This is a genomic window from Bradyrhizobium sp., from assembly GCF_052389815.1.
Classification (GTDB): Bacteria; Pseudomonadota; Alphaproteobacteria; order Rhizobiales; family Xanthobacteraceae; genus Bradyrhizobium.
Genome location: NZ_JBQTHN010000005.1, coordinates 111,614 through 126,622, shown reverse-complemented (window position 1 = coordinate 126,622; position 15,009 = coordinate 111,614). Strand labels below are relative to the sequence as shown.

Genomic DNA, 15,009 nt, shown 5'->3' with positions numbered 1-15,009 from the left:
TAGTGAGCATGAAAAAAGTCCAGCTCAGCATCTACCTCGATCCAGAGACGCTCGCTGGCCTGGAGGCCTTCGCAAAGCGTCACAGCAAGCCCAAGTCGCTGGTCGCCGAGGCTGCCATCGCCTCCTTCCTTTCGCCCGACGAATCCGACCGAAGGGAGGCCGCGATCGCCAAGCGGCTAGACCGGATCGTGCGCGTGCTCGAACGGCTCGAACGAAACGATACCGTCACGCTGGAGACGATCGCGCTGTTCATCCGCTTCTGGCTAACGTCAACGCCAGCGCTGCCGGAGCAATCGAGCCCAGCAGCGCGCGCCAAGGGCGCGGAGCGCTATGATCGTTTTGTCGAAGCTCTCGGGCGGAGGCTATCCAGCGGGTCGACCATGCTGAAGGAGGTGAGTATCGAATCGCACGACGGGGAGAACGCCGTGCGTGGCAACGACGACGCCGGCGCCGGCGCGAGCTAATCAGCCCGCCGATCCCTTCTTTCGCTACGCCAAGGTACGATCGCTATCGTCGACGGTTGCAGCGCCAACGATGCTGCTCTTCTGTTGCCTCCATCAGACTCAATCACCCCTTGGCAAAATCCGTCGCACCGCAATCGTTGCGGCCTTGATCGGTGCGCTCAGAGTACGGAGAAGAGCGAAAATGCAGCTCCGCGGCGAACCCGAGTTGGAGGCCAGCCAGGCCGCGGTGGCAAAATCGCCACCTCACAAACGGAATTCCGCGGCAACCCGCAAGGTAACCGTCCGGATCACCGAGAAGATTCACGAGCAACTCGAAGCTGCGACTGAACGTCCGGGCGTGGGCAAGAGCATGATCGTGGAGGCTGCGCTTGCACAATTTCTGAATCCGCGCCCTCCAGAAAATGCGGTGCATGACGGTTTTGACGACATACACGCCCGATTCGATTCTCTGGAGCGCAATTTACGGACAATCGCTGAGACGGTCGCGCTGCATGCGCGATATCACCTCGCCGTGATGCCGCCGCTGTCGCAACAGCAACAGCGAGAAGCCTGCCAGCTCGGTGATGAGCGCTTCAAGGTCCTGGCCGAGCAAGTCGATCAGCGGGTTCAGCAGGACCGTTCGCTTATCCAGGAGACGATCGATCGCCTCAATGCGACACGATTTAACGGCTTGAAATCGATACTCGATCAGGATGAGACAGTCGACCTCAAGCCGACAGACACCCCAAACGGCGCCGGTTTGCGAGGCGATGCAAATATAAAGCAGGAATCATCCGCTGCCGCCCAGGAGGGCGGCAGCAATTCCAACTTTCGTCACCTCCCGAACGCCTTCTGCTGGCCGGCATGATCAAGCTGGATACGAAGACGCAATACGAGCGGCGACAAGCACCGAACCGGACGCGGATGAATGTCAACACGTCGATGATCACCTGAGCCGGAAGTGGTGGCGCCTGATCCTGGCCGCCTTCCTCCCATTTGCCGCTGGCTATTATCTTTCCTTCCTCTTCCGAACCATCAACGCCTCCATCTCTCCAGCGCTGGCATCCGAATTTGGACTTGATGCCGCAAAGACCGGGCTGCTCGCATCGGTCTATTTCCTCGTCTTCGCAGGTGTCCAAATTCCCATTGGCGTCCTTCTCGATAGGTATGGACCGCGTCGTGTCCAGGGCGTGTTGCTGGTGATGGCGGCCGGCGGCGCGACCCTGTTCGGGACCGCAACGGGATTTTCGGAGCTTCTGGTTGCGCGCGCCATGATAGGACTTGGGGTTGCAGCCTCATTGATGGCAGGGCTCAAGGCCGTGGTCATCTGGTTTCCCAGGGAGCGTATCGCCCTCGTCAACGGCTGCATGATCATGCTGGGGTCGCTTGGAGCCGTCACCGCAACGGCACCGACCGATTGGGTATTGGATTGGATCGGTTGGCGAGGTCTTTTCGAAGTCCTGACTTTTGCAACGATCGCCGTAGCTGCCTTCACTTACTTTGGCGTACCGGAAAGCTCCAGCAATGAAGCAGCGTCGACGACCTCCCGGCTTACTTTGTGGTCTGTGTATTCCGACGCGAGATTCCTGAGACTTGCGCCACTGTCGGCAGCCTGCATCGGCTCGTCATGGGCCCTGCAATCTCTGTGGGCTGCGCCCTGGCTTACGGATGTGGAAGGGCTTGATCGGCATAGTCTCATGACGCAGCTGTTCATCATGGCTCTCGCAATCAGTTTCGGAGCGTTGCTGCTGGGCGTGATGGCGGATCGTCTACGCAGACGCGGCACAACAACCGAAATCCTGATAGCTGGCATGGCAGGGGTGTTCATTGCGGCCGAACTTGCACTTATTCTCCGGGTGCCAATGCCATCGCTACTGCCCTGGTGTGCCGTGTCAGTTATGGGAGCGGCAACAGTTCTCAGCTATGCGATGATCGCCGATTATTTTCCGCAAGGCCTTGCCGCGCGAGCAAATGGGGCGTTGAACCTTGCACATTTTGGTTCGGCGTTCGCGGTTCAGTACGGGATCGGGCTTGTTGTCGGACAATGGGCACCTCAAGACGGTCATTATCCGGTAATGGCGTATCAGTTTGCGTTTGGTCTCAGTGCAGCCTTTCAGGCAGCCGCATTGCTCTGGTTCGCTGTGCCTTGGCTCCGAACGTTGAGCAGGCACCTTTACGCGTCGCTTACGCGGCCGTTTGCAGAGCGAGACAGCCAAGCGGAATTTGTCATGGTGCCCGTCGAGGGATCTATCCTCGAGGCGCGTGAGGCGGCGGAATGGTAGACTGGCCGGCCTGAGCCTGGTTTCCAAGCCGTCTTTTGCGGCGATCGGTGCTACGTTGGGATTTCGACATTCCCCACTTTTTCTTTTTCTACGCCAGGCCGCGAACCAAACATCCCGCTTGTTGCGCGAAGAGGTTTACTGCCTTTTCTAATTGATCCCACTGAGGTCGTTCAGGCGACTTCATTTGTGGGGACGGTGGTGACAATCCATTCCATTCAATCGGAGGCAATATCTCGCGGCGCGCGCATGCTGCGCACTGCACTTGGCCCCGCGATCTCGCGCTTTCTGGAAGATCCTTCAGTCGTCGAGGTGATGCTAAACCCTGACGGCCGATTGTGGATCGACCGTTTGTCGAGCGGTCTGACGGACACCGGTGAGATCCTGTCAGCGCCAGACGGGGAGCGCGTCATTCGGCTGGTCGCTCACCACGTGGGTGGTGAAGTGCATGCGGGTGCACCCCGTGTATCGGCCGAGCTACCTGAAACTGGCGAACGTTTTGAAGGTTTGTTGCCGCCAGTTGTTGCGGCTCCAGCGTTCGCGATCCGCAAACCGGCCGTCGCTATCTTTACGCTTGATGACTACGTCTTGGCAGGGATCATGACGTCAGAACAGGCTATAGCGCTGCGGCAAGCCGTTAGTTCACGCAAGAACATCCTGGTTGCCGGCGGAACATCAACCGGCAAAACGACGCTCACGAACGCGCTGCTCGCGGAAGTCGCCAAGACTTCCGATCGCATCGTTCTCATCGAAGACACAAGAGAGCTCCAGTGCAAGGCGCCAAACCTTGTCGCTTTGCGCACCAGGGACGGCGTGGTGTCGCTTTCGGATCTCGTGCGTTCATCCCTTCGCTTGCGTCCCGATCGTATTCCAATCGGCGAGGTCCGCGGGGCCGAAGCTCTCGACCTGCTCAAGGCCTGGGGTACCGGGCATCCCGGGGGAATCGGTACCATCCACGCAGGCAGCGCGCTCGGAGCCTTACGCCGGCTCGAACAGCTCATCCAGGAGGCGGTGGTTACGGTACCGCGCGCCCTGATCGCCGAGACCGTGAACGTCATAGCCGTTCTTGCTGGCCGTGGCGCTGATCGCCGCGTTTCCGAACTTGCTCACGTCGCCGGGCTCGGGACGTCGGGCGACTACAGCCTCTCAGCATCAGGAGACCAGTGATGAACTGCCGATCGCCTCTCGGCCGAAGGGCCGTTACGACCGCATCAATTGCGGCCTTCTGCCTGTTCGCTTCGCCGGCCTGGTCCGCAGGCTCGAATATGCCGTGGGAGCAACCGCTCAATCAGATCCTGCAGTCGGTCGAAGGCCCGGTCGCCAAGATCGTCGCCGTTATCATCATCATCGTGACCGGGCTGTCCCTGGCTTTCGGTGACACGTCGGGCGGTTTTCGTCGGCTGGTCCAGATCGTGTTTGGTCTGTCGATTGCGTTCGCCGCATCGAGCTTCTTTCTGTCGTTCTTCTCGTTCGGCGGCGGCGTGGTGATCTGATGGATGAGCAGATCCCAGGGTTTGTTGCCCCCGTGCATCGCGCCTTGACCGAGCCGATCCTGATGGGTGGCGCACCGCGGGCCGTTGCCATTCTAAACGGCACCTTGGCAGCCGCACTCGGTCTCGGTCTGCGGCTTTGGCTTGCCGGTCTTCTGCTCTGGTTCATCGGTCATATGGCCGCCGTTTGGGCTGCGAAACGCGATCCGGAGTTCGTCGAGGTCACGCGCCGGCACATCCGTATCCCTGGTCACCTCTCCACGTGAGTCCTTCCATGATGAATCTTGCCGAATACCGTTCCTCGAATGTGCGCCTGGCGGACTTCCTGCCGTGGGCTGCTCTTGTCGACGAGGGCATTGTCCTGAACAAGGACGGCTCCTTTCAGCGGACGGCGAAGTTTCGAGGACCGGATCTCGACAGCGCTGTGCCGGCCGAACTCGTCGCCGTCGCCGGGCGCCTGAACAATGCCCTGCGTCGCCTCGGATCCGGCTGGGCTCTGTTTGTCGAGGGACAACGGCATGCCGCGGGAGCCTACCCTCCGAACACGTTCCCGGATGTGGCGTCCGCCCTGGTCGACGCCGAGCGCAGGGCGCAGTTCGAGGAGGCCAGCGCCCATTACGAGTCCAGCTACTACCTGACTTTGGTTTATCTGCCGCCTGCCGAAGGAGCGGCCCTGGCCGAGCGGCTGCTTTACGAGGGCAGCAACCGGACCTTCGGTGCAGACGCGCGGGAGGCGCTGGCCGGTTTTGTCGATCGGACCAACCGTGTCCTGCAACTCATTGAAAGCTTCATGCCGGAATGTGGCTGGCTCGATGATCAGGAAACGTTGACCTATCTGCACTCAACGATCTCGACCAGGCGCCATCGGGTTCGTGTCCCCGAAATACCCATGTATCTCGACGCGCTGCTTGCCGATCAACCGCTGACGGGCGGTCTTGAGCCGATGCTGGGAGCGGCCCATCTGCGGGTGCTGACAGTCGTCGGATTTCCGACCGCGACCGTGCCTGGGATTCTTGATGACCTGAACCGTCTGGCATTTTCTTATCGCTGGTCGACGCGGGCGCTCATGCTCGACCGGAACGACGCCGTGAAGCTCGCGACAAAAATCCGGCGCCAATGGTTTGCCAAACGCAAGTCGATCGCTGCGATCCTGAAGGAGGTGATGACCAACGAGGCATCGGCCCTTCTTGATACCGACGCCCACAACAAGGCGATCGATGCCGATGCGGCCCTGCAGGAACTAGGCACCGATCAAATCGGGGAAGCCTTTGTTACGGCGACTGTCACGGTCTGGGACGGAGATCCCCGAGCTGCCGACGAAAAGCTGCGCCTAGTGGAAAAGGTCATCCAGGGGCGTGATTTCACCTGCATGATCGAGACTGTGAATGCGGTCGAGGCCTGGCTCGGCAGCCTGCCGGGCCACGTTTACGCCAACGTCCGCCAGCCGCCGATCTCGACATTCAACCTCGCCCATATGATCCCCTTGTCGGCGGTTTGGGCGGGCGAGGTGAGGGACCATCACCTCAAGGCACCCCCGCTGTTCTTTGCCAAGACGGAAGGGTCCACGCCGTTTCGGTTCTCGCTCCACCTTGGCGATGTAGGGCATACCCTCGTTGTTGGCCCGACCGGGGCGGGCAAGTCGGTACTCCTGGCGTTGATGGCCCTGCAGTTCCGCCGCTATCCAGACGCACAGGTCTTTGCCTTCGATTTCGGCCGGTCGATGCGCGCGGCGGCATTGGCCATGGACGGGGACTGGCATGACCTCGGCGGTGCGGTCGCGGGAGAGACGGATGAATTTGTGTCCCTGCAGCCACTTGCGGGGATCGATGAGGTCGCGGAGCGTGGATGGGCGGCAGAATGGGTCGCCTCGATCCTGTCGCGAGAAAAGATCGACGTCACCCCAGAGACCAAGGATCATGTCTGGACTGCGCTGACCTCGTTGGCATCGGCTCCTCGTCAGGAGCGGACCCTCACAGGTCTCTCGGTCCTCCTCCAATCGAATATCCTGAAGCGAGCGCTCCAGCCCTATTGCCTTGGCGGTCCCTATGACCGCTTGCTCGATGCCGAGAATGAGCACCTCGGTAGCTCATCGGTCCAGGTTTTTGAGACCGACGGATTGATCGGAACTGCCGTCGCGCCGGCCGTCCTGGCTTATCTGTTCCACCGCATCGAGAGCCGTTTCGACGGGCGCCCAACGCTGCTCATCATCGACGAGGGTTGGCTCGCGCTTGATGATGCGGACTTTGCCGGCAAGCTCCGTGAATGGCTGAAGACGCTTCGCAAGAAGAATGCGTCGGTCGTGTTTGCGACCCAATCGCTTGTAGATATCGATGGGTCAGCAATCGCGCCTGCTATCATCGAGAGTTGCCCGACCCGGATCCTGCTGCCCAACGATCGCGCTATCGAGCCGCAGATCATGACGATCTACCGGCGATTTGGGCTCAATGACCGGCAAATCGAAATCCTGGCGCGGGCGATTCCCAAGCGAGACTATTACTGCCAGTCACGCCGGGGCAATCGCCTGTTCGAACTCGGACTTGGCGAGGTCGCGCTTGCCTTCACCGCCGCTTCCTCCAAGGCCGACCAATCTCTGATCGATCGAGTATTGGCTGAACATAGCCGCGAGAGCTTCGTGAGTGGATGGCTGAAGGCCCGCGACGTCGCTTGGGCGACCGATCTCATCCCACACCTCGCTGAACTGGAGGCTTCTAAATGAACCGCTTCCGTCGTTTCGCTGCCGCTGGCGTGGTCGCACTTGCCGTGCTCGTCGGTCCCAATCCGGCCTTCACGCAGTTGGTTGTGTTTGATCCCAACAACTATGCCCAGAACGTTCTGACCGCCGCTCGAGCTTTGCAGCAGATCAACAACCAGATCGCATCGCTGCAAAATCAGGCGCAGATGCTGGTCAATCAGACCAGGAATCTCGCGAGCTTGCCATACTCGTCGCTGCAGCAGTTGGAGCTGTCGATCCAGCGTACCCAGCAATTGCTCGCCCAAGCCCAGCGCATCTCTTTCGACATCCAGCAAATCGATCGCGCGTTTTCTGCCACGTATGCGCCGGCATCCCCCGACGCTACGGACCAGGCGCTGATTGCGAACGCGCAGGTGCGTTGGCAAAACTCCGTTGCGAGCTTTCAAGACGCCATGCGGGTCCAGGCGACGGTGGTAGGTAACCTCGACACCAATCGCGCCCAGATGGCGGCGCTGGTTGGTGCGAGCCAAGGGGCAACTGGAGCGCTGCAAGCGAGCCAGGCCGGCAATCAGCTTCTCGCGCTTCAGGCACAACAACTGGCCGATCTCACGGCAACAGTCGCCGCTCAAGGACGCGCCCAAAACCTGGAATCTGCTCAGCGAACGGCTGCTCAGGACCAAGGCAGGGAGCAACTCCGGCGTTTCCTGACGCAGAGCCGAGGTTACCAACCCACAAGCGTGCAGATGTTTCACCAATGAGCGATTTCAGGGCGTTCAAGGCGCTGTCTCTCGGCGTGACAATCTTTGTCGTCGTGCTCGCTGCTGCTTGCACCATCCACCTGCGTGACGACGACAATCAGCCTCAGCCTGCCTCTTCGGTCGTCCGAGAAGGCGATCCCCAGACAGCCGAGCTCGAGCGATGTCGTTCAGTTGGATACGAGCAAAAAGACAGACTTGCCGAATGCCGAAAGGTTTGGGCGGAACAGCGCCGCCACTTCATAAGGCAGAACATCGACACTCCGCGCAATCCCGCCCGGCCCGATCCAGACGCCACACCGCCTGCGTCCGTCAAGGATCAGAGCCGTTTGCCGCCCGGTTTGTTTCCGGCACCTCAGCCGACGGAGCGATAGATGGGTGGTACAGGCATCATCGACCAGTTTCTGGAAACGTTCACCCGCTATATCGACTCCGGCTTTGGCCTGGTGGGAAATGAGGTCGGGTATCTCGCGTCCACGCTTGCAGCCATCGACATCACGCTGGCGGGCCTGTTCTGGGTCTGGGGCTCCGATGAGGACATCATCGCTCGCCTCGTGAAGAAGACGATGTTCGTCGGCGTCTTCGCCTTCCTTATCGGTAACTGGAATACCCTTGCACGCATCGTCTTCGAGAGCTTTGCCGGCTTAGGATTAAAGGCTTCTGGCACCGGCTTGTCATCGGCAGAGTTCCTCAGGCCTGGACGGATCGCTCAGGTCGGCCTGGAGGCCGGACGGCCGATCCTGGAATCGATTTCAAGACTGATGGGCTACGTCAGCTTCTTCGAGAATTTTGTACAGATCGTGGTGCTGCTGTTTGCCTGGATTGTCGTGCTGCTGACGTTCTTCATCCTCGCCATCCAGCTCTTTATTACCTTGATCGAGTTCAAGTTGACTACCCTGGCCGGCTTCGTGCTGATTCCCTTTGGCCTGTTTGGGAAGACGGCCTTCGCAGCCGAACGGGTCTTGGGAAATGTGATCTCGTCGGGTGTCAAGGTCCTGGTGCTGGCGGTAATTGTTGGCATCGGATCGACGCTGTTCTCCCAGTTCACCTCAGGGTTTGGCGGCAACCAGCCGACTATCGAAAATGCGATGGCACTGGTGCTCGCGGCTCTCTCGTTGCTTGGCCTCGGTATCTTCGGGCCGGGAATTGCCAACGGCATTGTATCTGGCGGTCCTCAACTTGGGGCCGGTGCGGCCGTCGGAACCACGATGGCCGCAGGTGGTGTGGTTGCCGCCGGAGCAGCACTCGCAGCAGGCGGGGCTGCTCTCACCGGCAGCATGGTTGGAGGCGCGGCGAGGGGAGGCAGCGCGCTCATAGGCGGCGCGGCATCCGCCTTTCGGACGGGCGCGCAAACCGGGGAGGCGGGCGCCACTTCGGCAGCGAGTCCCCTGCGATCGCTGGCCGCCCGCTTTGGCAGATCAAATGCCGCGGGCGATGAAGCCGGCGGCGCGGATGCGTCATCTGGAGGCGCACCCGCCTGGGTTCGCCGCATGCGTGGACAGGCGGTCAGTCATGGTGTCTCCGCGACGACGCAGGCGCTGCGGTCTGGGGACCACGGCGGTGGTGGGGCCTCCGTCGATCTCAGGGATACAGAGCGCTGAGATCAGCGCCATCGGCGCACCTCTCAGAACTCTTCAAACGCAGCAAACACCGCCCACGTCCGATTTCTCGTATGTCGAGGTCAAGCATGTTCAAACGATCCGCCGTTCACTATGGCCGCACACCTCAGCCGGTTACGCCTTACCAAAAAGCCGCGCAGGTTTGGGATGATCGGATCGGCTCGGCGCGTGTCCAGGCCGGGAATTGGCGCCTGATGGCGTTTGGTTGTCTGTTCCTCTCTGCTGGCTTTGCAGCTGCTCTCGTCTGGCAGTCGGCACAGGGATCAATTACGCCGTGGGTTGTTGAAGTCGACCGCCTCGGCGAAGCAAAGATGGTCGCGCCGGCAACCTCGACATATAAGGCGACCGACCCTCAAATCGCCTTCCATCTCGCCCGCTTCATCGAGCATGTCCGCGCCCTCCCCATGGACGCGATCGTGCTACGTGAAGATTGGCTTCGAGCGTACGATTTCACGACCGATCGCGGCGCCGCCGCGCTGAACGACTACGCCCGCAACAGCGACCCGTTCACAAAAGTCGGGAAGATCCAGGTCGCCGTCGAACTATCCAGCGTTATCAGGGCTTCGCCTGAGAGCTTCCGCATCGCCTGGATCGAACGCCGCTACGAGAATGGTCAGCTTGCCGCCACCGAGCGGTGGAGTGCCATCGTCAGCGTTGTCGTAGAACCGCCGCGCGACATCGATCGGCTGCGCAAAAACCCCCTTGGCATCTACGTCAACGCTATCAACTGGTCCAAGGAGTTTTGACAGTGACGTCGACAGACCAACCTTCACTGCGAATGAAAATGGGGAAGGGGTTTCCGGTTCTCCTGATCTGCGCATATGCCCTCGCGGGATGCACAACATTCAAACCTCCGCAGATCAGTTATGACGACGAAATCCCGACGCTGCCAGATCAGCCGCAGCTCACGGACGACCGACCGCGCCCCCTTCACGTCCCACCCGTTTGGACGCCGGCGCGCGGTGGCAAGGAGAAGGAAGCTGAAGCACCCGTTGATCGGATCGAAAGCGCCAACGATGCGGCCCGCATTCAACCTCGGAAGGCCGGATATTTCAACGCCGTGCAGGTGTTTCCGTATAGTCCTGGCGCGCTTTATCAAGTCTATGCGGCGCCAGGACAGATCACCGATATCGCGTTGGAGCCGGGTGAGCAGTTGATCGGCTCAGGACCCGTGGCCGCAGGGGACACCGTACGCTGGGTCGTTGGCGATACCGAGAGCGGCAGTGGCGATACACGGCGGGTCCATATCATGGTCAAGCCGACACGAGCCGCCATCGAAACCAACCTCGTTCTCAACACAGATCGGCGGACGTACCTGATCGAACTGCGCTCGCGTGAAAAATCATACATGCCATCGGTCTCCTGGTTCTATCCTGAAGACCGGGCCGCTCGCGGTCGTGCGCTTCCGCCAAAACCCTTCATTCCGGACGCTGCCCATCGGCGCTATCGATACGCCTTTGAGGGCGATAATCCTCCATGGCGCCCCGTCAGCGCTTTTGACGACGGCCGCAAGGTCTACATCGAATTCTCGCCTGGTATCGGGCAAGGCGAGATGCCCCCACTGTTTGTCATCAACTCCGACGGGAAGACGGGACTCGTCAATTACCGGGCGTTCGGCAACGTCCTGATTGTCGACCGATTGTTCGCAGCAGCCGAACTGCGGCTGGGGGGCGAAGACCAGCAGAAGGTCCGCATCGTCAGAACCGACGGGAGAAATTGATGAGCAACACCGAACAGGGGCCCACGAACGGCGTTCGGCCGGGGCCCGAGGCAGAGATGGCGAGTTCTTTTCGGTTGCGGCCGGAGCGCCAGCAGGTCGCACGGCTCTCGCGCAAAGCGCTGATCGGGGGCACTGCTTTGGCGCTGATCCTCATGTCCGCTGCTGTTTTTCTGGCGCTGCAAACACGCGAGCGGGGTTCCGTCTCGGACGAACTCTACTCGACCGATCACCACAATGTGGCGGATAAGCTTGCAAGCCTACCCAAGGACTACGGCTCAATTCCCCCGGACGTGCCACGACTAGGGCCGCCTTTACCAGGTGATCTTGGCCGTCCGATTGTCGCGGCACAGACTCAAGCTGGCCCGCTTGCAGTGGATGCCGAGCAGCAACGAGCCATCCAGGAAAGCGAAGCTGCTCGTACCAGCAAAGTGTTTGCTACTACCGTTACCCGACCATCGCCTAGTCAAGCGCCGTCAGCCGAAGCGCCGCCAACGGGAGCCACTTCAACTGACGACGCATTTGCCCAAAACGGTCAGGATCGTAAACTCGCGTTCGTCAATGCATCGGTCGATCGACGCACCACTAGCCCTGACCGTCTGATGAAGCAGGCCTCCCCCTTTGTTGTTCAAGCCGGCACTATCATTCCCGCCGCTCTGATTACTGGGATTCGTTCCGATCTGCCCGGTCTGATCACGGCTCAGGTAACTGAGAATGTCTACGATACCCCGACAGGGCGGGCTCGTCTTATCCCGCAGGGCGCGCGGTTGATTGGGATCTACGATTGCCAGATTGCGTTCGGACAGTCACGAGTCCTCCTGGTTTGGACACGGCTCATCATGCCGAACGGGCGTTCGATCGTTTTGGAGCGCCAACCCGGCGTGGATGCCTTGGGATATTCCGGTCTTCAGGATGAGATCGATAATCATTGGAAAGAGATGCTCGGAGCAGCTGCGCTTTCAACCCTGCTCGCCGTGGGCACCGAGGCGAATTCTGGGCCGGACATTAGCAGCACCAACGGCGCCATCCTTCAAGCGCTGCGTCGTGGGGCAGGTGATTCTCTAAACCAGACCGGCCAACAGGTCGTTCGTCGCAATCTCAACATCCAGCCAACTTTGACGATCCGTCCGGGATTTCCCGTGAGAGTGCTCGTCAATCGGGACCTGGTGCTTGAGACTTACAAGGGATAAGGTCGATGGCGAAGCTTAAGCTAGGAGCATTCGAGGATGCTAAGCCGGTCAAGCTCACGTTCGAACTGCCGACGAACATACATCGCGATCTGGTAACCTACGCTGAGGTTCTGGCCCGCCAAACCGGACAGACCATAAGCGATCCTGCCAAGTTGATTGCGCCGATGCTGGCTCGGTTCATGGCGACCGATCGAGCTTTTGCAAAGGCCCGCCGAGCGCGTCAATTTCCCGAGCAAGGTGATGGGTAGCGCTCAGAGAGTAGCTTCAGGAAGGTTTCTAGGACCGAATTTTCGTTATCCTTTTGCCAATAGGCTGAATAGTTCAACACGCTCGGTCCACTGCCGTCCCGTAGTTCTCGATATACGAGACCGGAAAGAGTGGCACCTGCGTCCGATTCCAGAACAAGGCTGATGCCGACCTTCATTGTGACCAGGCTCTTTACAATGCCACGACTGATATCGTGACGTTCAATCTTCGGTCGATCATCGGGCGATACAAGCTTTGGAACCAACAGATCTTCAATTTCACTTCCCGGATCGTAGTGACTCAAGATAACCGTCTCGTCTCGTAAGTCCGTCCAATAAATGACTTTTCGCTGCGCCAGAGGATGTTCCGCAGGCAAGACGACCAACACCCGCTCATTCCAAAGCGGCATTCTGCTGGTTTTTTGAGATGATGTCCCTCCCGTCAAGATCAGAACGTCCAGCGCACCATTACGAAGCGCCGCCATCAGATGGGCGCGCCGTCGTTCCACGGTAGAGAGTTCGATTTGAGGAAATCTCTGAAGAAGGTCCAGCAGCGATGCTCTCAAATTGCCCGCGGCGAGAGATGTACAGAAGCCAACTGCAAGTCGGCCAGCTTCGCCACGGCCACTTGCCCTCATAGTAGCAGCAAGCGCATCCAGCTGCTCGACTATCGAGCGCGCTACGCTCAAGAAGTGACGGCCGGCCGGGGTCGCACGCACTCCCCCACTTGATCGCTCAAATATATGGACTCCAAAGCTGTGTTCGAGCAGCTGAATTGAACGACTAATGGTCGATTGCTTGATTGACAGTACTTCGGCGGCTTGCCGAAAGCTGCCGTAATCTGCCGCTGTGATTGCCTGTTGAAGTTGATCCAAATTCAAGCCAAGGGGCCGTCCTCCCCTCAGCAGCCCGGGACGCTCCATGACTACCGCACCATCCATATGAAAGAAAAAAGGTGCATCGGTTGTACACAAGATTGAGACGATTCTTAGTTGTAGATTGCAGTGGTGATAAGCTGCCAGCGACTTGTGAGCCCCGGTGCCTATTGAGCGATAGGCGATGACTATCGCCAGCAAACTGTCCTGCCTATCGGCTACCGCGAATCTGATCTCGTTGGCCGGCATGGCGAACCAATCTTACCTGCAGAGGGCTGCTATTCAGGGTGAGTCTGAAGAATGTTGACGTCAGAAGGGCCGAGTCGTTTTACCTGGCTTGTAGCGCCTAACAGGTGCCTTACCACGGTGCCGGCCGTGGCTGGCCGGAGCGCGAACTGTTCAAGGGTTTATGCGGTATTTGCGGGCTTGATTCCGATTAGTAGCCAAAACGGCCTGTTCGGCAGGGTGCCTTTAGAAGATCGGACCTACCTTGACGGCGGACCAGATCCGCAATGCGCCATAGCAAGTCCGGCAGTAAATCGAGAACCAGATCGTGACGGAGCTTGGCCCTATGCCGCCTGCCGCACCGCAGCGCCAGATCGCCCATCTCGTCGGCTGCAGCCTGAAGACATCGAAGGCATTTTGGACCGGATCAAGCAGGCATTGCCCGCCGTGAATGTCCTGTTCGAATCAGTCGGACCGCAATTTCGCATGGCGCATGGCGAGCCGCCGGTGATGGTCTTCCGTTTGCTCGGCATCATGTGCACGCGCGCCTGCAGAACGTAGGACAACTGATGAGTTGCCTCGAGGCATTCAACGAGGCGCTTGCCGACATTCACAGTGATCTCTGCGCGGCTTGCTAGACAACGAGGGCCACAGCCCTGATTTTGGAGCAAACGCAGAAGTGCGTCGCTGGTTTGGTAGAAGACGGTGGCGTACCATGAAGAAACCGAAGCGGTTCCAGCCAGGTGACCCAGAAGCCTCGCGGGCCGTCTCGACGAGTTACGCAAGCGAAGCGCGGCTCGCCCGGGAGCAGACCAACATGAACATGCAAGCTCGATCTATACCGGCCGCTGAGACAGCGAAGCCGCTGGAGCGCGAGCCGCTCCACTTCGGACGCCCAGCGCCGGCTGCCCAAGTTAGCCTCTCTTCTTGAGAGATAGGGGCAGCATTGCCATGGTCAAACCTCCCTTAACCGAAAGGCGAGCGCAGTAGGTGGCACGCGTAACTCTGTTTTGGTTCATTCTCTCTCAGCAAAAGCGGGAGACGGCGCGGGGCGGTGCACGCGCCCTCTCTTGCGGCAATCTTGCTCGAGGTCTTATCCTGGCCTTTGCGGCCCTTCGCCACCGACGAGTTCCGCTCGAAAATGACGGTGATCTCCAGAGTTGATCGTCGGTGCGGTATTTGACCACCAGAGCGACATTGGATCGTGCGTTCTCATACCACATCCTCGTTGAGCAACGTGGATACAAGTCCCATCGGGCCAGGACCCGACGCCTTTGGCCGGGCCCTTGCCGACATCCGGCGCCGCTTCGCTGCGCGGCACTTATGAACTAGCTCGGAGGCCTCGGTTTCAAGAGGAGGGGTCTTGCGTGCCAAGGTGTCTTGCCTAGATCACCGGCGCGCGCTGATCTAGAGGCGGGGTAAACCCGGGCCGCTATGAAGGCACCACGGAGGAGAGGCAGTGCAGTCCCGATCTCCCGC

General features: G+C 59.7%; 16 protein-coding genes. 15 read left to right on the top strand and 1 reads right to left on the bottom strand.

The features are described 5' to 3' along the window. Positions 1-8: 8 nt before the first annotated feature. The 14 genes from ACT4OC_RS01415 to ACT4OC_RS01350 all read left to right on the top strand — a co-directional run bounded on the left by ACT4OC_RS01415 (position 9) and on the right by ACT4OC_RS01350 (position 12,433). The gene (locus ACT4OC_RS01415) at positions 9-464 is read left to right on the top strand and encodes a hypothetical protein (RefSeq protein ID WP_057198292.1); all 456 of its coding nucleotides are present in this window, start codon (positions 9-11) and stop codon (positions 462-464) included. 181 nt (positions 465-645) lie between these two features. Next, entirely contained in the window at positions 646-1,311 is a 666-nt protein-coding gene (locus tag ACT4OC_RS01410) for a hypothetical protein (RefSeq protein WP_057198294.1), read from the top strand. A gap of 82 nt (positions 1,312-1,393) precedes the next feature. Continuing rightward, positions 1,394-2,725: an MFS transporter gene (locus ACT4OC_RS01405; protein WP_057198296.1), complete on the top strand. Its 1,332-nt coding sequence runs from the start codon at positions 1,394-1,396 to the stop codon at positions 2,723-2,725. Between the two features lie 246 nt (positions 2,726-2,971). Continuing rightward, entirely contained in the window at positions 2,972-3,889 is a 918-nt protein-coding gene (gene trbB, locus ACT4OC_RS01400; protein WP_057198298.1) for a P-type conjugative transfer ATPase TrbB, read from the top strand. After that, complete coding sequence (locus ACT4OC_RS01395) at positions 3,889-4,215, top strand: TrbC/VirB2 family protein (protein WP_021075728.1); 327 nt, start codon at positions 3,889-3,891, stop codon at positions 4,213-4,215. The genes trbB and ACT4OC_RS01395 overlap by 1 nt, the downstream gene beginning before the upstream one ends. After that, a complete protein-coding gene (locus ACT4OC_RS01390) occupies positions 4,215-4,478 on the top strand; it encodes a VirB3 family type IV secretion system protein (RefSeq protein WP_021075729.1) in 264 nt (87 codons plus the stop codon). The genes ACT4OC_RS01395 and ACT4OC_RS01390 overlap by 1 nt, the downstream gene beginning before the upstream one ends. Before the next feature lie 8 nt (positions 4,479-4,486). After that, complete coding sequence (gene trbE, locus ACT4OC_RS01385) at positions 4,487-6,928, top strand: conjugal transfer protein TrbE (protein ID WP_057198300.1); 2,442 nt, start codon at positions 4,487-4,489, stop codon at positions 6,926-6,928. Further along, entirely contained in the window at positions 6,925-7,662 is a 738-nt protein-coding gene (gene trbJ, locus ACT4OC_RS01380) for a P-type conjugative transfer protein TrbJ (protein WP_057198302.1), read from the top strand. Before trbE ends, trbJ begins: the two co-directional genes overlap by 4 nt. Beyond that, positions 7,659-8,033, top strand: a complete 375-nt coding sequence (gene trbK-alt, locus ACT4OC_RS01375; RefSeq protein ID WP_057198304.1) for a putative entry exclusion protein TrbK-alt — start codon at positions 7,659-7,661, stop codon at positions 8,031-8,033. Before trbJ ends, trbK-alt begins: the two co-directional genes overlap by 4 nt. Then, positions 8,034-9,260, top strand: coding sequence for a P-type conjugative transfer protein TrbL (trbL, locus tag ACT4OC_RS01370; protein WP_057198307.1), 1,227 nt, complete (start codon positions 8,034-8,036; stop codon positions 9,258-9,260). Positions 9,261-9,346: 86 nt separating this feature from the next. Next, positions 9,347-10,024, top strand: a complete 678-nt coding sequence (gene trbF / locus ACT4OC_RS01365) for a conjugal transfer protein TrbF (protein ID WP_057198309.1) — start codon at positions 9,347-9,349, stop codon at positions 10,022-10,024. 32 nt (positions 10,025-10,056) lie between these two features. Next, positions 10,057-10,998, top strand: a complete 942-nt coding sequence (gene trbG, locus ACT4OC_RS01360; RefSeq protein ID WP_057198311.1) for a P-type conjugative transfer protein TrbG — start codon at positions 10,057-10,059, stop codon at positions 10,996-10,998. Further along, positions 10,998-12,185, top strand: coding sequence for a TrbI/VirB10 family protein (locus tag ACT4OC_RS01355; protein WP_057198313.1), 1,188 nt, complete (start codon positions 10,998-11,000; stop codon positions 12,183-12,185). Before trbG ends, ACT4OC_RS01355 begins: the two co-directional genes overlap by 1 nt. A gap of 5 nt (positions 12,186-12,190) precedes the next feature. Next, a complete protein-coding gene (locus ACT4OC_RS01350; RefSeq protein ID WP_057198315.1) occupies positions 12,191-12,433 on the top strand; it encodes a DUF2274 domain-containing protein in 243 nt (80 codons plus the stop codon). Here ACT4OC_RS01350 and ACT4OC_RS01345 read toward each other — a convergent pair. Beyond that, entirely contained in the window at positions 12,406-13,554 is a 1,149-nt protein-coding gene (locus ACT4OC_RS01345) for a LysR substrate-binding domain-containing protein (RefSeq protein ID WP_444837220.1), read from the bottom strand. The genes ACT4OC_RS01350 and ACT4OC_RS01345 overlap by 28 nt on opposite strands. Positions 13,555-13,680: 126 nt before the next feature. On the opposite strand from ACT4OC_RS01345, the gene ACT4OC_RS01340 reads away from it, so the two are divergent. Further along, positions 13,681-14,091, top strand: coding sequence for a hypothetical protein (locus tag ACT4OC_RS01340; RefSeq protein ID WP_444837219.1), 411 nt, complete (start codon positions 13,681-13,683; stop codon positions 14,089-14,091). The last annotated feature ends 918 nt before the right edge of the window (positions 14,092-15,009 follow it).